Below are 18,635 nucleotides of genomic sequence, written 5' to 3' on the forward strand. Positions count from 1 at the left end.
ACCGGATGAATAAATCCGGATGATCAAATGAAAAGAGTCGTCGTAACGGGATTAGGGGCTTTGACGCCCATTGGAAATACCGTAGAAGAATATTGGAACGGACTGGTTCAGGGGCGTAGTGGGGCGGCTTTGATCACCAAATTCGATGCCACGCTGTTTAAAACCAAGTTTGCCTGCGAGGTAAAAGGCTTCGATCCACTCCAGTTTCTGGATAAAAAAGAAGCCCGCAAAATGGACGAATACAGCCAGTATGCGCTGGTGGTGGCCGACGAAGCCGTCCGGGATGCGCATCTGATTGAGGATAAAGTCGACCAGAACCGCGTGGGCGTTATCTGGGCGTCGGGCATTGGCGGGATGTACAGCTTTCAGGAGGAGGTCATTGCCTACGGCGCCAGTGGCCGGAATCCGCGCTTTAATCCGTTTTTTATTACCAAAATGATCGCCAACATGGCGTCGGGCCTCATTTCGATCCGGTACGGTTTTCGGGGCGTCAACTTTGCGCCGGTTTCGGCTTGTGCCTCTGCGACGCACGCCCTGATTGATGCCTTCAACTACATCCGGTTGGGCAAGGCCGAGGTCATCATCGCCGGGGGTTCGGAAGCGGTCGTCACGGAAGTCGCCGTCGGTGGGTTCAATGCCATGAAAGCCCTGTCGGAACGCAACGATGACCCGGCTACGGCATCGCGCCCGTTCGATGCCAACCGCGACGGTTTTGTACTGGGCGAAGGGGCAGCCGCGATTGTTTTGGAAGAATATGAACACGCCAAAGCACGGGGTGCCAAAATCTACGCCGAACTGGTGGGCACCGGTGCCACCGCCGACGCCTATCACATGACGGCCACCCACCCCGAAGGTCTGGGGGCCACACTGGCGATGAATGAAGCCCTGCGGGAAGCCAACCTAAAACCGGAAGACGTTGACTATCTGAACGTTCACGCCACCTCAACGCCGGTTGGTGACCTCAGCGAAGCCCAGGCCATTCAGAAGGTATTTGGGCAGAATCCTGCACGACTGCACCTCAGCGCCACCAAATCGATGACGGGCCACCTGCTCGGAGCCGCCGGTGCCATCGAAGCCGTTGCCGGAATTCTGGCGATTCAGCACAACACGATTCCCCCCACGATCAACTTGCAGGAGCGCGACGAACGCATCAGTCCGGACCTGAATCTGACGCCCAACGTCGCGGTTCAAACGCCGGTGAATGTGGTCATGAGTAACACCTTCGGCTTTGGCGGACACAACGCGATTGTGGCCTTTCAGAGGGTGTAAGGTCCCCGAACACCATAAAACCTGTAAGGTATTTGAGACCTTACAGGTTTTTATATTTCCTAGTATTTCCTAATTTTGGTAAAATTTGGAAATACTGTGAAAAGACTTGAAAAACCTCCAAAGACAAAAAAGTTGGTGGAGTTTCTCATCGACCCCGTTAGTACAATAATCATAGAGCAATTCAGCGAATACAATCAGCTAGTTAAACAAATCAACGATGAATATCTTTATTGGGATAAAGCAAAATATAAGCTCCCAAATTCATTAAAAAATGCTGATATAAATTATGCGGAAGGATTGTGGCAGTTAGCCAAAGTCAGGCGTGAAATTGGACAGAAATCACTAAAATTCGCAAAACATCCATTTATTCTGTCTTTACCTGATCTTCTTTATAGCCAACTTCATCATTTCGATTTACATCTAGGCGGTTCGCTGGGTGGCCAATCTGAACTTTCTGAATCCGATAAACACCAATACCTGATTGGCTCGATCATGGAAGAATCCATTGCTTCCAGCCAGATTGAGGGAGCGATAACTTCGCGGATTGTGGCAAAAGATATGCTGCGAAAAAACCGTCCTCCTCGCAACAAGTCGGAGCAAATGATTTTAAATAATTACCAAACTATTCAGCATATTCTTCAGATTAAAAGCCAACCGCTTACTTCGGAGTCATTGTTGGAAATTCATCGGTTAATAACTGCCGACACAATGGAGAAGCCGGAAGAAACGGGGCAGTTTCGCCAACATGATGATATTCACGTAGTTGATGCGATTGAGGGTGAGGTAATTCACACTCCACCCAGCCACACAACGCTACCCGCTTTTATCGAAGATTTATGCGGCTTTTTCAATGATGAAACACCGAAATTCTTCATCCACCCCGTTGTTAAAGCCAGCATTATCCATTTTTTAATCGGTTATTTTCACCCCTTTACCGACGGAAATGGTCGAACGGCAAGAGCGTTATTTTACTGGTATTTGTTAAAAAAAGGCTATTGGCTGACCGAATACCTGTCTATTTCGAGAGTCATTTTACAATCCAGAATGCAATATTACCGGGCTTTTCAGTATACGGAAGCTGACGAAAATGACTTGACTTATTTTGTCATTTATCAGGTCAAAACATTACGGAAAGCCTACGAAGAGTTGAAGAAATATATTGATCGGAAGAATACCGAAAAGAAACAATTGGTTTCCTTTCAACGGATCGAAGGGATTTCACTACGGCAAGCCCAAATTATCAAGCTGATTCAGGAAGATGCGGATCGCATTCTAAATGTGAAAGAAATTGAGAACCGGTTTGGAGTCTCGAACCAAACCGCACGAAACGATTTGCAACAATTAGTCGATATGGCGTTTCTGGAAAAGGTATCGGTGAACCGGAAAGAACAGCGATTCGTGAAAAGTCGGCAATTTGATCAGGTATTGAAAAAACACCTTTCCCGTTAAGCCGTTAATGCCAGTATGCCAGCCATCGAAAAAGACCTCAAAAAAGAAATTCTGAAACTGCCGCCGGGCGAGAAAGACAAGTTGTTGCTGCGGCTGATTGCCAAAGACAAGGACCTGGTCGAACGGCTGAATTTTGTGCTGATCGAGGGCGAAACCACAACCGAGGAACGACGGCACAACCTGAAAGAGAAAATTGCCGAAACCGCCCACGGCCACTACACCCACCCCGACGGCTGGATGCTGAAAGCCCTGCGTTCGCTCACGTCGGCGATTGCCCACCACGTCAAAATCACGAAGGACAAGTACGGCGAAGTTGAACTAAACATCTACATCCTGACGGCTTTCTTCAACGTTCAGCCGAGTCTTTTTGCTCACCTGAACCACCACAACCAAAATTCGTGCGCCTTTGTGGCCAAAAAAGCGGAGACGATTTTGAAAAAACTCCAGAAAATCGATCCCGATTATTACATCGAATTCGAAACCGATGTTAACCAGGCCCTCGATTTCATTTATACCCACGGGCCGGGGCTGTATGCCCGACAGCTTGGCCTGCCGAAACAGTGGAAACCCTAGTACCGAATACTAGCCGTTTACAGTCAAAACCGGTCGATTTTTACGTCTGATAACCAACAAAAGGATAACACCAGCCAGAATAGCCGGAATGCTTAGAATCTGACCCATGTTAAGCACCATAGAATTCTCAAAATCTTCCTGACTGGTTTTTAAAAATTCGACCAGAAACCGGAAGCTAAACAGTAGGATCAGAAAGATGCCGGTTATAAAACCGTTGGGAAGTCGATAGCGTTTCTGCTTCCACAAGGCGAAGGTCAACGCGAGCAAAAACAGGCAAAAAAGCGACTCGTAGAGTTGCGTCGGATGACGGGGCACCAGGGGCAGTAAGGCCGGGTCGGTTTCCCGAACAAAGACAAAACCCCAGGGCAGCGTGGTCGGTTTTCCATAAATCTCGGAGTTCAATAAATTCCCCAGCCGAATCAGCGCTCCACCCAGGCTGACGGCAATCACCAACCGATCGACGACCCAAAGGTAAGGCTGATCACTCCGCTTTCGACTATACAGATACAATGCCACAGGAATAACGATTGTCGCTCCGTGGCTCGCCAGTCCTTCAAACGGTAAGCTCAGCATGGATTTTAGCCATCGACCGGGCTGCGAAATCAATAACTCCCACTCATAGAACAGGTAATGACCCAGTCGTGCGCCAATCACCGTAGCCAGCACGACATACAGAATCAGGATTTCCAGGTCTTCAACCGGTTTCTGGTCGCGTTTATAGAGGTATCGCATCACCATTTGGCCACCCAAAAAACTGGCGGCAAACAACAAACCGTACCAGGCAATCGGCCATTCAAGCCCGAAAATGTCCAGGGTGTAAATTCGGGAATCAAAGTCCCAAACGATAAATCCCAATGCGTGAGAAACCATAGAAATCCGGAGGTTAACAGCCCGTGGTGATACCCAATAAAAAAAGACTGACGCAAAAATTTAGGGCCGCGTGTCGATACGGTTTATACCACGGATAGACGACGGTTTTCGATTGAATCAGGCGCAAAAGATCATCCTCGCTCCACCGGGATTGTTTGCCCACCTGATCTTTATAGGCATTCCAGATCGGTTTCAAATCGTCGGTATTCATAGCGGTTCTTTTTTTAATAGTTTACCCAATCTGGCTTTAATTCGATTAATTTTCGTACTGACATTCGTTCGACTCATTGCCAAAATCGTCGCCATTTCCTCGTAACTGTGTTCGTCCAGGTAGAGCATAATGATGGCTTTATCGACGTCTGACAATTGACTAATGGCCCGATACAACCCCTGCGTTTCGTCATCGTCTGTTTCCGACGACGGAAGAAGAAACTCCTGCTCCGAAAAGGGCACACGCTCGGGTTGCGCTTTATCCTTCCGGATGCGGGCAAAAACCGTGTTAAGTGCTACGCGGTAAATCCAGGTGGAGACTTTAGACTGGTGATTAAATGAAGGATAGGACTTCCAGAGTTGCAGTACGATTTCCTGAAAAAGATCCTTTCGGTCTTCCGGCAACTGATAATACAGGCTGCAAAGGCTGTGGATCAGCTTCTGGTGCTGCGCAATGAGCTGTACAAATTCCTGTTGTATGGATGCTTTGGCCACAGACGGAGTCAACAAATGGATTCAGGGGTATTAGTTGTCCAAAGTCGGAAAAAGTCACACGCAGCCTTACTTTTTTAGCTGAACCCTTCCAGTTCCGATAAAATCTTCGAAACTGATTCTTCTTTTGCCGTGATTTCCAGCCGCTTGTGGGGATTGGTAAAACCGGAAACAATTTCAACCGAGGATTTAGAGATTCCGAATTGACGCGCCAGAAATTCTACCAGATACGCATTGGCCTTGCCCTCCTGCGCCGGAGCCTTGATTTTGGCGTTCAATTGTCCGGCCGCGTCGAAAAAGAGTTTGTCGATTTTGCTGCCGGGTTTCACTTTCAGATGCAGCACCATAGACGAACGGTTACACGTTGATTTTGTAATTTATTGCTGCTTCATCGCCGGTTTTGCCCCGAAAACCCCAGTTATGGGCGGGGCTTTCCAGAATGCAGATTTCAATGTCGGCCAACGCCAGGCCAATCTGCTGGCTGATGCGTTCAAAAAGCAGGTTGATCAGCTTCTTTTTCGTCTCAATCGTCCGGCCTTCAATCATTAGAATTTCGATGATGATGTACTGTTCCGAGCGACCTTCCGGCATGAAAAAATCGTCCGGTTCGAGATACAAAAACCGGTGGGCGCGTTTGTTCGACGGAAATTGCAGCGCATCGACCACACAGGAATGAATGACATCCGACAAGGCATTTCGGATGGCCCGCAACGGTTCCTGAAGACCGTAAATCTTGACCTGGCTCATGGTGAGGGACAAGAGAAGTTAGAGAAGAGACAAAAGAAATATTCTCCTAATATACAAACGTTCCGACTTCACTCTGAATGGTTACGCGCTTTCCTTCGAATGCTTCGACATGACCAATAATCCGGCCTTCGATGCCGAACTGGGCGGCAATGTCGATCACGCGCTGGGCGTTCGCTTCCGAAAGATAGATTTCCAACCGGTGGCCCATGTTGAATACCTTGTACATTTCCTGCCAATCCGTGCCGCTTTCCTGCTGAATCAACGCAAACAAAGGTGGTATCGGAAAGAGATTATCCTTTATAACATGCAGGTTATCAATAAAATGCAGCACTTTGGTCTGGGCTCCCCCGCTGCAATGCACCATACCGTGAATCTGAGAACGCAATTCATCCAACAGAGCTTTCGCGACGGGTGCGTACGTCCGCGTTGGCGACAGAATCAACTGTCCGACGTTCAGACCGGTTTCATCAACCGGGTCGGTTAACTGCTTCGAACCGCTGTAGACCAGGCTCCGGTCCACGGCGGGATCGAAACTTTCGGCGTATTTGTCGGCCAGATAATGCCCCAGCACATCGTGCCGCGCGGAGGTCAGGCCGTTGCTGCCCATGCCGCCGTTGTAGGTTTTTTCGTAGGTCGCCTGCCCGAACGACGCCAGGCCGACCACCACATCCCCGGCCTGAATCCGGTCGTTGCTAATGACTTCATCCCGGCGCATCCGGGCAATTACCGTGCTGTCGACAATGATCGTTCTGACCAGATCGCCTACATCGGCGGTTTCGCCCCCGGTGCTGAAAATGTCAATACCGTGTTGCCGCAACATCGCCAGAATCTCTTCGGTTCCGTCGATAATTTCGGCAATGACTTCGCCCGGAATGAGGTTTTTATTCCGCCCAATGGTCGACGACAACAGCATCGGACCAGTGGACCCCACGCAAATCAGGTCGTCGGTATTCATCACGACGGCGTCCTGCGCAATGCCCCGCCAGACCGACAGATCACCGGTTTCTTTCCAGTAGAGATACGCCAGCGACGACTTGGTTCCGGCGCCATCGGCGTGCATGATAGTGCAATAGTCCGGGTCGCCCGCCAGCGCATCGGGAACAATTTTGCAGAACGCTTTGGGAAACAGCCCTTTATCTAAGTTGGCAATGGCTTTGTGAACGTCTTCCTTGGAAGCCGAAACACCCCGCTGCGCGTAACGATCAGTTGGTTGATTCATTGGTTATTTTAAAACTTCAACGGTATTCAGTTCCGGGCCACCGCCGTGGTTGGCCGATCCGGCCAGGATGTAAATGTTATTTTTGTAGACCACCGCCTGCGTACCGTGCCGTCCTTCGTTCAGTTTCGGCCCCGACGTCCAGCGGTTGGTTTTGGGGTCGAGAATTTCGGCTTCGTTGTGCGACAACAACTGTTCACTTTCGCCCCCAATCACCCACACTTTATTGTCTTTCGTCACCGCCGTGCTGCCCGCCCGCAACGTCGGGAAGTTGCTTTCGGCCGGCAGGGTTTCCCATTTGCCGGTTTTGAAATCATAGACATCCACTTCCGGCATGGTCGTATCGATCACGTGACCGGTTTTGGCCGACGAGCGACGTCCACCCGCCAGATACATTTTGTTGCCCACCACGGCGGCACTGATGTGATCACGCGAACGGGGCGCGTCGGCCAGTTGTTTCCAGGTATTCGTTTTCGGATCGTATTCGTCCAGGCGGGAAACGTGGCCGTCAAAATGGCCGTCGATGATGCCGCAAACCATGTAAATCTTGTCGTTATACACCACCACGCCCGCCGAGCCACGAAGCTGGTCTTTCGGAATTTCCGGCCCCTTGCGCCAGACGCCGGTTTTGGGGCTATAGATATAAATGTTCGGAATGGGTGTTTCGTGCGGGTATTTCCCCTCAAACGCGCCCATCACGTAGATTTCTCCTTTGTAGTTAATAGCCTGAAAATGATTCATTTCTACCGGTGGCGTCGGCAGCTTTTTCCACATCAGGGTCTTGAGGTTCAGCGCTTCCAGCGGTTTCATGCCGCGACCGCCGATGGCATACAGACTATCGCCAACGAGGGCGGCTGCGTTTTCGTGACGCTTTTCGCACTCGTTTTTGTACTTGACCTGCTCCCAGGTTTGGGCCACCACCCAGGATTGACTCAGAAGCGTCAGGACGGAAAAGACAAGGCGTTTTTTGTTCATAATAATAGGGGTTTTGGGTTTACGGTATACGGTTGGCTGACGCATTCTTGTTGCTACGATAGCCAGCATGCGTCAGCCACCGTAAACTGAAAACCGAATACCGAAAACTATTTATCTTCCTCATATACAATCCCCGCTTCGGCCCGTACGGCATCCAGCAAACCGATCAGGTTCAGGCTGTCGTCGAGCGACCACAACGGACTTTCGGTTTTCTTCCGGCGCAAACAGTCCGAAACATGCTCGGCTTCGTAATCGTAGCCCCAGGTCATTCGGGAAAACGTAAAAGTCTGCGGTTCGCCATCCGCGGGTTGGTGAACGACGGAATCCCCTTCGTGGAAGCGACCGGGTAAATACAGATTTCCGGTTTCGCCGTACAGCACCGCGTCGGTTTCGGTTTTCGATACCACCGTGCTGTTCAAAACCGCCAGTTGGTTTTCGGCGTAGGTCAACACCATGCCGCATTGTTCATCGACCCCCGTTGAACCAAAAACCGCCGTAGCTTTAATCGTTTGGGGAACTCCTAGAAATACATACGACAAAAATAGCGGATAAATCCCAATGTCCAGCAGTGAACCACCGCCCAACGCCTTGTTGTACATCCGTTTTTCGGGAACAACGGGCGCAATAAATCCAAAATCCGCCCGCAATCCCTTCACCCGGCCAATCGCCTGATTTTCGGCCAGTTCCCGGGCTTTCTGCACCGACGGCATAAACCGGCTCCAGAGCGCTTCCATCAGAAACACCTGCTTCGATCGCGCCGTTTCGACCATCTGCCGAACCTGACCGGCATTCATGGCAAACGGTTTTTCGCACAAAACCGCAATGCCCGCATTCAGGCACAGGAGCGTGTTTTCGAAGTGGTGATTGTGCGTCGTGGCGATGTAGACCACGTCCAGCCCCTCGCAGGTCAGCAGGTCTTCGTAAGAACCGTAGGCGTGTTTGGCACCGTATTGGGCCGCAAATTCATCGGCCCGTTCCTGGCTGGTGGAGGCCACCGCGAGCAGTTCGACATCCGGGACGGTTTGGAGATCCTGAACAAATTTATGGGCAATCCGGCCCAGGCCGAGAACACCCCAACGAATCACGGCCATAAGCAGGGCAATTGAAACATTTTGGGAACAACTATAGACCAAATGTACGGCATCAGGGGTTATAGACAAGAAGCCATCGTATTTTTGCCTATGACTTTCTTTAAAATCAGCCTTCTATTCGGCCTGTTTTTACCGCTAATGGGCCACGCTCAAGTTGTTAAGCCAGACACCCTGAAATCGGCCGCGCCCGTCGACTCGGTCGCATCAGACTCCACCGCCCGTCTGAAAAAAGAGGAAGCAGCCAAGGCTGCACCGGTCGCAGCCAGCGACCCGACGGGTTTTCACTACAAAATTACAGCCGACGGCACCGTGACCGCCGGGAACGTCAACCGGGCGTTGATTCAGGTTGGCGGAGCGTTCGACTGGGCGGTGAGTCAGCTTTTCCGGTTTGCCAGCAACCCTTCTTTTGCCTACGGACGCCAGAATCAGCAGTTGAATGAACGGGAAATTCTAGCCGATTTTCGCACGACTTACCTCCACGAACGCAAGTTTTATTACCTCGGTTTTGGAGCCGTCGAAGTCAGCAACCTCCGCAAAATCCACCAGCGGCTCACCGGTGGAGCGGGCGTTGGCTACAAACTGCTCAGCCGCAAGAATGCTTACCTGTCCGTCACCAATGTGTTGTTGTATGAGTACACGGATTTTATCACCAACTCTGCCGAAGTACAGGATGTCAATGTGTTACGGAATTCTACGCGGGTTTTCGGGGAGTACCAGTGGAACAATGGCCGGTATTCGATCACGCACACGATTTTTATGCAACCGGCCCTCAACCAGCCCAACCTCCGCTGGAACGGCAATCTGGCTTTCCAGATCCGGCTGACCTCGCTCATCGGCGTACGCACGGCGGTTCAGAATTCGTATGAAAGCGTGGTGGCCGCGGGTCGGAAAAACAACGATTTCCGGTGGACAACGGGCCTGGTGCTGGAGGTGAAATAACGGGGTATTGTTGGTAACTATCCGCAAACCGCTTATCTTTTCCACTTTCGTGAACTCACCCACACTATACGTAACAGCCCCCACAGGCCCATTTTCATGAATTTGAACCAATCCTACACGGACTACCTGCAGCACACGTCGGTTTCGGCGCGGCCATTTCCGGCGGCCTGTCTGGAAGTGTTTTTGCTCGACCAGGCTCAGGATCGTCAACACCGGCGCGAAGTGGACACACTGAACGAATTCGCCGAGGTTTTTGACTGGAAACTCACCCGCGACTACGAGAAGGCGCTCAACGACGGCTACACGCTCATCGTTTCGAACGCAGCCCGGTCGATTCTATGGGTCAGTCACCGGTTTTTGGCCATGACGGGTTATACCCCAACGGAAGTCATTGGCCGCACACCCCGGTTTTTGCAGGGACCAAATACCGACCCCGTCCGCATCCGCCAGTTATCATTAGACCTGGAACTGGCCCAAAACGGTCAGCGTACGCAACCCATTCTTCAACGGCTTGTCAACTACCGGAAAGGTGGCACTCCGTATCTCTGTGACATTGAAATTGACCCGATCTGGAACAGGCAGGGCGAACTGACCCACTACATTGCCGTGGAAAAAGAAGTGTAACGGACGGGACAAAACCGCTTATTTCACCTCAAAAACCGCCTTCCCAACACCCGGTCGGCCATCGGTCGACGCGCCTTCGGCTACCACCCGAACCGGGGTGCGGGCGTCGGAAGCGAAAAAGGTGAGTTGGGCTTTCCCGTCGTCTCCGGTTTGAATCATCGGTGCCCAGTGCAGGGTCGACCGAAAATCCGGCCGGACGTGCTCGGGTTTGGTTTCATCGTAGCGCGGGGCATAAAACGCCCGGATGGCCCGATAACCCGGCACCACGGCCACCAGCGTTCCGGGCGACTTGTCCTTGGTATAGTCATAATCCGGTGATCCGCGTTTGGTGTACACGGCAATTGCTCCACCACTCGCCCGGCTGCCGAAGATCGTGGCTGAAGCTCCTTTCAGCACGTCGATGGACTCCACATCATACACCGACACCGTTAGGATGCTTTCTTTGGAAACCGGCATACCGTCGATGAGAAACAGGGGTTCAACAACCCCCGAAAAATTGGCGGAACCGCGAATCTGAACGGTTGGATTCATGGCACTGCCCGACACGTTGACGCCCGCAACCCGCCCCCGCAGCATATCCAGCACCGTCATGGCTCCGCCCGTCATGGTTTGGTCCACTTTGATGGTATTGCTGGCCTGCCCGTAAATTTTCCGGGAGTCCGTGGGGACTTCCCGTCTTTTACGAATCGTTACTTCTTTCAGTAGTATCTCCCGATTTCGCCGGATTTGGGCTTCAATTTCCTGGTATTCCTTCACGTGTTTCAGATAATCGGCCAGTTCATCCCGCTGAAAAACCAGGGGATTGTATGGTATTTTCGTCAGCTTCACCGCCGGATTGATCAGATTATCGAGTTGTATTTCCAGATTCCGGTTGTTTTTGCCCATCACCGCCTGAATCATCACCCGCGTCGAATCCTGAAACGACAGGCCGTATACGCCGAAACGGCCGTTTTCGTCGGCTTCGCCCGACAGGATGTCGCGGCTGCTATCGGGCTGCATCACCAGCACTGTCAACGTGACTTTGCCGGGCGTCTTCTGATTGGGACGAACCACCCGTCCCGACAGCACCAGCCCCTGTTCGATCGGATGCTGCGGAGCCGGATAGGTTTCCTGTAACACCTCTTTCCAGACAAACCGACGCCAGCCCTGCGTCATCATCAGCACATCCAGATCCGGCAAGCGCTCTTTGTTCGCGGGATCAAAATAATAACCGGGTTGCTCCACGCTGCCTTTCAGGTCGGAGTTGAGCAGCAGATGCGACACCAGATCGGCGGCATACGGTTCTTTCTCCAGCACCTGACCGGCATCAGTGGCCGCCAGCGCAAGGTTAGCCCGGACCGGTTTTTCCGACTCATCCGTCACGGAAATGTTCAACTCCACTTTCTCGCGCGGGCTGAACGTGGGTTTAGACGGTTTCAGGTGAATGGTCAGGCGGTTATTTTTTTCGATAAAAACGAGTCGTTCACAAACCGGCTGGTTGGCTTCGTCGAACAAGGTCAATTGCGAAATCCCCTCGGGGAACAACTGCCGGGGAATCTGGACCACGACAGCTTTTTTCGTGACCTCCCCCTGCGCTGCCTGAACGGCTTTCCCCCGCGATTGTGCAATCACGGTAAACCGCCCCTGAACGCTGGCCGGTTTGTTGTTTCGGACATAGATGCGCACATTTTCGCGGTTGGTAATGTTATCGACCACCATCATGTAGCCTTCCGGCTGGGCGGCTGGCAACGGATATTGATGCGTACTGCCATCGCCAAGTTTAACAAAAGCCGTATAGGTCTGACCGGTTTCCGGCTTGATCGAAAAATAACCCATACCCAGGTGTTTGGTCGAAAAACCGGTGACAGTATCACCCGCTGAACTCAGCACAAAACCGGATGTTTCCAGCCCTTTCCCCGCCGGACTCACCGTTTTGAAAGCCACCCGCCCTTCGATCCCGTTTACCAGTTGGCCCCCTTCTGGAAAAAACTGCACGTCCGGTTGCAGCGAACCCGGCGCAGTGGTCATGGCCTGAACAGGGCCGACGTCGGTTCGCAGCAACGTTAGCGGTTTACTGAAAAAATACTCTTCCGGAAAATTCCGCATCCAGCCCGTATAGGCCCGCAGCACGTACGCGCCCGACGCCAGGGAGTCGCCCAGGGCAATATCACCGGTGGCATATCCGTTTTCTGCTTTTAAAATTCGGTGAACCACCACTTTCTGGCTCTCGATTTGCAGCAGATCCACATACAGAACCTTGCTGACAGAATCGGCCAGGTGCGACGGCCCATCGAACAAATAGCCTTTCAGCCAGATCGTTTCGCCGACAGTATAATACGGTTTGTCGGTCTGAACGTAGACTTTTTCTTTCGGGTAGGCCGTGTTAAACGCCTGTAACCGTTCGACCAGGTAGACCGGAAAGGTGTCATCGGCCAAACTGAATGCCAGCAAAACCGATGCGGCAACAAACCATCCGAGACGTCGAAACGAAGTACTTAGTAGATTCATTTAGTAGTTTTTCAAAATAATGTGGTAAAAAAACAAATACTCGCTCATAAATTAGCAATCTTAACGGCCACTAACCCTAAATAATGACAAAGCCCACTCTTAAAACCGCGCTTGTTGTTGGAGCGACTGGTCTTGTTGGAAATGTACTGACCCATCGCCTGCTGGATTCGTCAGCCTACGAAAAAGTAAAAGTGCTGGTCCGGCATTCGTTAGGATGGCAACACCCCCGTTTACAGGAAATCCAGTACGATTTTGACCATCCGAACGGTTTACTGGTGCAGGCCGACGATGTTTTTTGCTGCCTCGGCACCACCATGAAAAAAGCGGGCTCTAAAGATGCCTTTCGAAAAATTGATTATAAATATCCATTAGACGTTGCGCAACGGGCTTTGGTCAACCGGGCGAAGCAATTTTTTTTAGTTTCGTCGATGGGAGCCAATCCGGACTCATCGATTTTCTACAACCGCATCAAGGGCGAACTGGAACGCGACCTGACCGCCCTGAACTATCCGGCCCTGTTTATTTTCCGGCCTTCCCTCCTGCTCGGCGACCGCAATGAATTCCGGTTGGGCGAACGCATCGGGGAAGGATTGATGAAGTTGCTCAATCCGCTGATTCCCGCCAAATACAAAGGCATCCGGGTGGAAAGCGTAGCCAACGCCATGTTTCAAAAAGCCCAGGAAGGACTGACCGGGAAGCACATCATTGAATCGGATCAGTTGCAGAATTTCTAACCTATGTACGCTACTTCCCTGATTCAGTACGGCCAGTCCGAGCCGCTGCCGGAACCCCTTATACTCCGCGCCGGACCGCTGACGATGCAGTATGAACACGGTTTTCTCCGGTATATCCGCCTGGGCAACCACGAAGTTCTCCGCCTGATTTACCACGCCGTCCGCGACCCCAACTGGGCCACGGCCCCGATGGTGATCGAAGACGAAACCATTGACCAACAGGCCGATTCGTTTCACATTCGCTATACGAGTGTTTGCCAAAATGAGACTGTCCACCTGCGCTGGCAATGCGAAATCATCGGCGAACCGGACGGAACAATCCAATTCAATATCGACGGTGAAGCCCTCGCCGACTTCCAGCGAAACCGCGCCGGTTTCTGCATCCTGCATCCCATTCCCGAATGTGCCGGTCAGCCCTGCACCCTTACGCACCCCGACGGTAGCCAGACCGTCGCTCCGTTTCCGGAAGGCATCAGCCCTCACCAGCCTTTTCTGAACATCCGGGAAATGCAGTGGCCAGTTTCCGACGACAGCTCGGCGGTCTTGTGGTTTGTGGGTGATGTTTTCGAAACCGAAGACCAGCGCAACTGGACCGATGCTTCCTATAAAACGTATTGTACGCCCCTTTCGCGTGCGTTTCCGGTGCTGCTCCAAACCGGTGATACCATTCAGCAATCGGTTGAACTCCGGCTGGTCGGTTCGTTTGCCCAGCCTTTGCCTTCAGAATCTGAAACAGACAAAACCGCTATTACCTTTGATTCAGAAACCCTTTCACTGCCCGTCATCGGGCTGGGTGCCAACCCGGAAGTGTTGACGGATTCGGTGGTGCATTTGCTCAAAGAAGCCCGCTTCCACCACCTGCGCGTGGAGGTTAACTTCCAGCATCCCGATTGGCACGGGACCTTCCGGAAAGCCGTCAACGATGCGGTTTTGCTGGGTTTAAAGCTTGAACTGGTTTTGATTTTCAACCAGTTGGCGAATTACGAGCTGTACAGTTTTTTGAAAGAGCCGGTCGATCCGTCGCTGGTTTATTCCATAACAATTCTCAGCAATTTTGCCAAATCAACCCCGGCGACGCTGCTGCATGAAGTGACGTCGCCAATCCGTCAGGCTTTTCCCGATGCCCGGATCGGTGCCGGAACCAACGTTTTTTTTGTGGCCGTCAACCGGCAAACGCCCCCGCTCGAAACCGTCGATTTTCTCAGCTACGCCATCAGCCCGCAGGCCCACGCGGTTGATAACCTGACGTTAATGGAAAACACCACGGCCCAACCCGACACCGTCCGGGATGCCCGGCACTGGACGCCGAACGTTCACGTTTCGCCCGTTACGCTGCGACCGCGTTTTAATCCCGACGCAACGGGCAACGATGCCGATTCTACGAACAATCAGATGCCTTTTTCGACGGATCCCCGGCAAATGTCGCTGTTCGGAGCTGCCTGGACGCTGGCCAGTCTGAAGGGATTGATTCAGGCCGGAGCCCATTCAGTTACCTATTACGAAACCGTAGGTGAAGAGGGGATTGTCCAGGGCGATTTCCCGTCGGCTTACCCCAACCAATTCGTTGCCGAAGCTGGTATGGTTTTTCCGCTGTACTGGATTTTTCGATTCGTGAACGATTTTCGGGAAGGAAAGGCGATTCCGACCACCAGCAGCCAGCCGTTCAAGGTCGAAGCCCTGTGCCTGCAAAAGGACGACAAAGCGGTTTTGATTCTGACCAACCTGACCGATGAACCGCAAACGGTTTCTGCTCCGATTACCCGGACAGTCAGGATGCGGACGCTGGATGAATCCTCTTTCATGAAAGCCTGTTTTTCGCCGGAATCCTTTTGGGAGGAACTGGGCAAAAGTCTCAGTCCTGATAATGAAGAGCAGTTGCGGTTTAGCTTACCCCCGTACGCAACGGTTTTCGCGGAATGGGAAACCAGGGCAGTATAATGTTCAGCCCACGGTTCAAACCGTGGGCTGGTATATTTTTTCAGACTAGCCAATAAGCCCTGAGCCGTTGTCCGGTTTATCAAAACGCATTTACAATTTCCGCTAATGTCACCCCCAGCCATTGCCGGGCCATTTTGTCGAGTTGCGATTCATCGCCCTGGATATGCAGCGTCGTGTGCGTATGCGTCAGGCGACCACCGGGCGCGAGCGCGGAAGCGGGCGACGAGCTTTCCAGTTCGTAGAATTTTCCCATCTGCGGCTGACCCGGTTTCATCGGCCCGTCGTTGTAGGCGTTAGCGACATCCCCCGCATACGGTTCTTTCTGGATTTCCCAGGCCGAATTGACGTAGTCGCGGTTGGCCGGATCGAACGTAAACGTGACCAGCGTGAGGGTTTGAGAACCGGGATCGTAGCTACCCAGCCGGTTTTTGACGCGGGCGGGCGGCACCCCGATTTTGCCACGGGCATTGGCATCGGCCTTAAAGAAAGCCACGCTGTCGTTCACCACCAGCCGCGACGCCGGTATTTTACCAAAATAACTGTCGTTGATGGCCTGCCCCGGGCCGGGTTGAAATGGCACCACAATCGTGGCTTCCGGCGACGCGTTGAACATGCCCAGAATCCAGACCGACAATAGCCCTTTTTCTTTCGTCCACGGCTCTTTTCCGGTATTGATGAGGGTATTGACGGATTCAACCCCCACGATCTTCAGTGAGTCGTTTAAAGACGCAGTCGTTGCGCCCAAAACCTGGCTGATCTGCTCCGCGCGCAACAGCCGGACTTCACGTTCCACGCCGACACTAAACTTTGTCCCGGAATAATTCGTCAGCTCAAAGGCTTTCGTAAACCGGGCCGAACGCTCATCTTTCGACGCCAGCACGAACGGTTCGGAGTCGATGGCTGCGGGCGTTTGCCAGTCGTCGCCGGTAAATTTTGCACCCGGTTTGAAGTAAATGGCAAATTGTCCACCCTCGGGTCCGAGCCAAAACCGGTCTTCTCCGCCAAACGCATTCATGTGCGGCAGTAATTTCCCCGATTGAATCAGCTCGCGGTTGATCCAGCCGTAGCTCGTTTCGCCATCGGCGGTGCTGGTCATGATCCGTCCCTGATACGCCGGACAGATGAGAACCTGGGATTTACCGTCTTGCAAGGTCACTAAATCGGGGTGGTATTGCTGGAGAAAAGCTGCGTCGGAAGCAAACATACGGGTTTGGGTAGTATCGGTTGGGGATGTTTTTTCTTCATTCGAAGAATTGGATTGGCAGGACAGCGCGCCCGCCAGAAAGGGCAAGACTACCCAAAAACTCATTTTTTTCATCATTTGGCTTAGGATTTGTCAGAATTTTCCGAAATTAACCACTTCTTATTCACTTCCCGAAAACCTCATTTAATCTTTCTCCGAATATGACCTTCGAGGCAACCATTCGCCCGGCTGATTATCAGGATGTTGGAACGCTTTACCGTTTCATTTGCGAACTGGAAGAAACCCAACTCAATGCGGTGGCGTTTCGGGCGGTTTTTCAACGGAACCTGACCGACAAACGGGTGCATTATTTGGTCGCGGAAGTCAACGAAGATATTGTTGGTTTCATTAGCTGCCATGTGCAATACCTGCTGCATCATACCGGTAAAGTAGGCGAAATTCAGGAGCTGTACGTTGTGCCGGAATACCGGAATCAGCAGATTGGTCGCCAACTCGTGGCCGCGATGGAGGAACTCGCCGAAGCCCACGGTTTTGTCAATCTCGAAGTGACGGCCAACCAGAAACGGACGCTCACGCACCGGTTTTACCAGCAACTAACGTTCCGGCCCTCGCATTTCAAGTTTGTGAAAGAGTTTCAGTAGGACGATCCTCCACTTGCGCCCCGTTCCCCTAAAGGGGACTTAGACGTTCCAGATGCAAAAAGTCCCCTTTAGGGGATTTAGGGGCGGCAGAAGTAGATCCGCTCTCCTACTCCCGCTTCGAGAAGTAATCATTCACGTCTTTGTAGCCTTCTTTCACCGTTTTGGTGCGGGTCGAAATGCGGTATTGGCTGAACAAATCGCCGTAGTCGCGGGCGGCTTTTTGCCCGGCGGCATCGTTGTCGAAGTAAAAACAGACCTCGAACCGCCGGAAGAGTTTCATCCACTCCCGCTTGAACATCGTCGCGCTGCCCAGGCTGACGGCGGGCATGCCTTCCTGCATCAGCGTCATGCAGTCGAGAGCGCCTTCGGTGACGTACAGCGTCTGCCCGGTTTTGATCAGGTCGGTTACATCCGCATTGAACAACTCGACCGGAACACCGCTCAAAAACTGATACCGGGATACGGTTTCGGACGGGTTTCGGATCACGCGACCCTGTAAATAAACGATGTGGCCCTTTCGGTAGTAGGGAATAATGATCGGATGCCGGTAAAAAATCAGGTTGCCTTTTTCGTTGAACAACCCGCATTCCTGCAAATCCGGCAGCGAGTAGGTCCTTCGCAGATACGCCTGTGCCGCCTGGTAATCATTGACGATAAACAGGCGAAACTTCCGCAAGGTGGTTTCTGAAAACCCACGACTTAGTAAATACTGCCAGGCTTCCTCCCGCACAGCATTAGTGGGTTGTAACGTACAAATCCGTTGAAAATCCTCGTAAATCGTGCTGTGCAGCGGTTGGTAAACGTAGGCATTCGTGTCGGTCGGCAGGGCTATTTTCGGCGGTTTTGCTGAAATCGGTGCCTGTATTTTGTTCAGATGGCCTTTCCTGTATAGCTCCGGCTTGTAATCTGGCAAGTAATTGAACGCCAGTTCGTGCATGGCCGCCGTATACTCCAGATTGGCAACTCCGGCGTAGAAGTTAATGACGTCTCCGTGTTTGCCGCATCCGAAGCAGTGATACGAGTTGTTTTGCGGATAAATGACCAGCGACGGCGTTTTTTCGGCATGAAACGGACACACGATCTTGCGGTTTTCGTGCAGTTCATACCCCAAATCCGTTACAACGCGGACGATGTCGATGGTACGGGTTTGTGTGAGCAGATCCATTTAGTAACCGT

At 52.1% G+C, this 18,635-nt stretch carries 19 protein-coding genes; 8 read left to right on the forward strand and 11 right to left on the reverse strand.

Features of this window, described 5'->3' with window-relative positions; all coding sequences use genetic code 11:
* Positions 1-27: 27 nt before the first annotated feature.
* The 3 genes from fabF (at position 28) to DUE52_RS01130 (ending at position 3,291) form a co-directional block, all read left to right on the forward strand.
* Positions 28-1,269 carry a beta-ketoacyl-ACP synthase II gene (fabF, locus tag DUE52_RS01120; protein ID WP_114404092.1) on the forward strand — a complete coding sequence of 414 codons (1,242 nt, stop codon included), beginning with the start codon at positions 28-30 and terminating at the stop codon, positions 1,267-1,269.
* Between the two features lie 96 nt (positions 1,270-1,365).
* Positions 1,366-2,718 carry a Fic family protein gene (locus tag DUE52_RS01125; protein WP_229312022.1) on the forward strand — a complete coding sequence of 451 codons (1,353 nt, stop codon included), beginning with the start codon at positions 1,366-1,368 and terminating at the stop codon, positions 2,716-2,718.
* 15 nt (positions 2,719-2,733) lie between these two features.
* On the forward strand, positions 2,734-3,291 hold the full coding sequence (locus DUE52_RS01130; protein ID WP_114404093.1) for a hypothetical protein: 558 nt from the start codon (positions 2,734-2,736) through the stop codon (positions 3,289-3,291).
* A gap of 9 nt (positions 3,292-3,300) precedes the next feature.
* Here DUE52_RS01130 and lgt read toward each other — a convergent pair whose 3' ends face one another.
* From lgt to DUE52_RS01170, 8 genes are all read right to left on the reverse strand, one after another.
* On the reverse strand, positions 3,301-4,161 hold the full coding sequence (gene lgt, locus DUE52_RS01135; protein ID WP_114404094.1) for a prolipoprotein diacylglyceryl transferase: 861 nt from the start codon (positions 4,159-4,161) through the stop codon (positions 3,301-3,303).
* A 13-nt stretch (positions 4,162-4,174) separates the two neighbouring features.
* Positions 4,175-4,372 carry a hypothetical protein gene (locus DUE52_RS01140; protein WP_114404095.1) on the reverse strand — a complete coding sequence of 66 codons (198 nt, stop codon included), beginning with the start codon at positions 4,370-4,372 and terminating at the stop codon, positions 4,175-4,177.
* The gene (locus DUE52_RS01145; protein WP_229312023.1) at positions 4,369-4,881 is read right to left on the reverse strand and encodes an RNA polymerase sigma factor; all 513 of its coding nucleotides are present in this window, start codon (positions 4,879-4,881) and stop codon (positions 4,369-4,371) included. Before DUE52_RS01145 ends, DUE52_RS01140 begins: the two co-directional genes overlap by 4 nt.
* 59 nt (positions 4,882-4,940) lie before the next feature.
* A complete protein-coding gene (locus tag DUE52_RS01150; protein WP_114404096.1) occupies positions 4,941-5,210 on the reverse strand; it encodes a DUF167 domain-containing protein in 270 nt (89 codons plus the stop codon).
* A gap of 10 nt (positions 5,211-5,220) precedes the next feature.
* The gene (locus DUE52_RS01155) at positions 5,221-5,610 is read right to left on the reverse strand and encodes a tautomerase family protein (protein ID WP_114404097.1); all 390 of its coding nucleotides are present in this window, start codon (positions 5,608-5,610) and stop codon (positions 5,221-5,223) included.
* Between the two features lie 46 nt (positions 5,611-5,656).
* On the reverse strand, positions 5,657-6,829 hold the full coding sequence (locus tag DUE52_RS01160; RefSeq protein WP_114404098.1) for an AIR synthase related protein: 1,173 nt from the start codon (positions 6,827-6,829) through the stop codon (positions 5,657-5,659).
* A 3-nt stretch (positions 6,830-6,832) separates the two neighbouring features.
* Entirely contained in the window at positions 6,833-7,801 is a 969-nt protein-coding gene (locus DUE52_RS01165) for a Kelch repeat-containing protein (protein WP_114404099.1), read from the reverse strand.
* A 107-nt stretch (positions 7,802-7,908) separates the two neighbouring features.
* Positions 7,909-8,886 (reverse strand): Gfo/Idh/MocA family protein, encoded by a 978-nt coding sequence (locus DUE52_RS01170; RefSeq protein ID WP_114404248.1) that lies wholly within the window; start codon positions 8,884-8,886, stop codon positions 7,909-7,911.
* Between the two features lie 96 nt (positions 8,887-8,982).
* Here DUE52_RS01170 and DUE52_RS01175 point away from each other — a divergent pair, with 96 nt between their 5' ends.
* Both DUE52_RS01175 and DUE52_RS01180 read left to right on the forward strand, forming a co-directional pair.
* The gene (locus tag DUE52_RS01175; protein ID WP_114404249.1) at positions 8,983-9,831 is read left to right on the forward strand and encodes a DUF481 domain-containing protein; all 849 of its coding nucleotides are present in this window, start codon (positions 8,983-8,985) and stop codon (positions 9,829-9,831) included.
* A gap of 96 nt (positions 9,832-9,927) precedes the next feature.
* The gene (locus tag DUE52_RS01180) at positions 9,928-10,455 is read left to right on the forward strand and encodes a PAS domain-containing protein (protein WP_114404100.1); all 528 of its coding nucleotides are present in this window, start codon (positions 9,928-9,930) and stop codon (positions 10,453-10,455) included.
* Positions 10,456-10,473: 18 nt separating this feature from the next.
* On the opposite strand, the gene DUE52_RS01185 is transcribed toward DUE52_RS01180, so the two are convergent.
* Positions 10,474-12,942: a TonB-dependent receptor plug domain-containing protein gene (locus DUE52_RS01185; protein ID WP_114404101.1), complete on the reverse strand. Its 2,469-nt coding sequence runs from the start codon at positions 12,940-12,942 to the stop codon at positions 10,474-10,476.
* Between the two features lie 83 nt (positions 12,943-13,025).
* Between DUE52_RS01185 and DUE52_RS01190 the strand changes: the two genes are divergently transcribed.
* Entirely contained in the window at positions 13,026-13,676 is a 651-nt protein-coding gene (locus DUE52_RS01190; RefSeq protein WP_114404102.1) for an oxidoreductase, read from the forward strand.
* A 3-nt stretch (positions 13,677-13,679) separates the two neighbouring features.
* A complete protein-coding gene (locus DUE52_RS01195) occupies positions 13,680-15,614 on the forward strand; it encodes a D-apionate lactonase family protein (protein ID WP_114404103.1) in 1,935 nt (644 codons plus the stop codon).
* Between the two features lie 79 nt (positions 15,615-15,693).
* Here the strand turns inward: DUE52_RS01195 and DUE52_RS01200 are convergent, their stop codons facing one another.
* Positions 15,694-16,923 carry a DUF6786 family protein gene (locus DUE52_RS01200; protein ID WP_114404250.1) on the reverse strand — a complete coding sequence of 410 codons (1,230 nt, stop codon included), beginning with the start codon at positions 16,921-16,923 and terminating at the stop codon, positions 15,694-15,696.
* A 95-nt stretch (positions 16,924-17,018) separates the two neighbouring features.
* Between DUE52_RS01200 and DUE52_RS01205 the strand changes: the two genes are divergently transcribed.
* Positions 17,019-17,459 (forward strand): GNAT family N-acetyltransferase, encoded by a 441-nt coding sequence (locus DUE52_RS01205; protein ID WP_114404104.1) that lies wholly within the window; start codon positions 17,019-17,021, stop codon positions 17,457-17,459.
* A gap of 106 nt (positions 17,460-17,565) precedes the next feature.
* On the opposite strand, the gene DUE52_RS01210 is transcribed toward DUE52_RS01205, so the two are convergent.
* Positions 17,566-18,624 carry a CHC2 zinc finger domain-containing protein gene (locus DUE52_RS01210; RefSeq protein ID WP_114404105.1) on the reverse strand — a complete coding sequence of 353 codons (1,059 nt, stop codon included), beginning with the start codon at positions 18,622-18,624 and terminating at the stop codon, positions 17,566-17,568.
* Between the last annotated feature and the right edge of the window lie 11 nt (positions 18,625-18,635).

It is taken from the genome of Larkinella punicea, assembly GCF_003334855.1.
Taxonomy (GTDB): Bacteria; Bacteroidota; Bacteroidia; order Cytophagales; family Spirosomataceae; genus Larkinella; species Larkinella punicea.

Coding starts and splice junctions, on each gene's coding strand:
- DUE52_RS01205 (WP_114404104.1), top strand. CDS start 17,019: ATGACCTTCGAGGCAACCATTCGCCCGGCTGATTATCAGGATGTTGGA.
- DUE52_RS01175 (WP_114404249.1), top strand. CDS start 8,983: ATGACTTTCTTTAAAATCAGCCTTCTATTCGGCCTGTTTTTACCGCTA.
- DUE52_RS01130 (WP_114404093.1), top strand. CDS start 2,734: ATGCCAGCCATCGAAAAAGACCTCAAAAAAGAAATTCTGAAACTGCCG.
- DUE52_RS01165 (WP_114404099.1), bottom strand. CDS start 7,801: ATGAACAAAAAACGCCTTGTCTTTTCCGTCCTGACGCTTCTGAGTCAA.
- DUE52_RS01155 (WP_114404097.1), bottom strand. CDS start 5,610: ATGAGCCAGGTCAAGATTTACGGTCTTCAGGAACCGTTGCGGGCCATC.
- DUE52_RS01195 (WP_114404103.1), top strand. CDS start 13,680: ATGTACGCTACTTCCCTGATTCAGTACGGCCAGTCCGAGCCGCTGCCG.
- DUE52_RS01185 (WP_114404101.1), bottom strand. CDS start 12,942: ATGAATCTACTAAGTACTTCGTTTCGACGTCTCGGATGGTTTGTTGCC.
- DUE52_RS01200 (WP_114404250.1), bottom strand. CDS start 16,923: ATGAGTTTTTGGGTAGTCTTGCCCTTTCTGGCGGGCGCGCTGTCCTGC.
- DUE52_RS01180 (WP_114404100.1), top strand. CDS start 9,928: ATGAATTTGAACCAATCCTACACGGACTACCTGCAGCACACGTCGGTT.
- fabF (WP_114404092.1), top strand. CDS start 28: ATGAAAAGAGTCGTCGTAACGGGATTAGGGGCTTTGACGCCCATTGGA.
- DUE52_RS01160 (WP_114404098.1), bottom strand. CDS start 6,829: ATGAATCAACCAACTGATCGTTACGCGCAGCGGGGTGTTTCGGCTTCC.
- DUE52_RS01150 (WP_114404096.1), bottom strand. CDS start 5,210: ATGGTGCTGCATCTGAAAGTGAAACCCGGCAGCAAAATCGACAAACTC.
- DUE52_RS01210 (WP_114404105.1), bottom strand. CDS start 18,624: ATGGATCTGCTCACACAAACCCGTACCATCGACATCGTCCGCGTTGTA.
- DUE52_RS01190 (WP_114404102.1), top strand. CDS start 13,026: ATGACAAAGCCCACTCTTAAAACCGCGCTTGTTGTTGGAGCGACTGGT.
- DUE52_RS01140 (WP_114404095.1), bottom strand. CDS start 4,372: ATGAATACCGACGATTTGAAACCGATCTGGAATGCCTATAAAGATCAG.
- lgt (WP_114404094.1), bottom strand. CDS start 4,161: ATGGTTTCTCACGCATTGGGATTTATCGTTTGGGACTTTGATTCCCGA.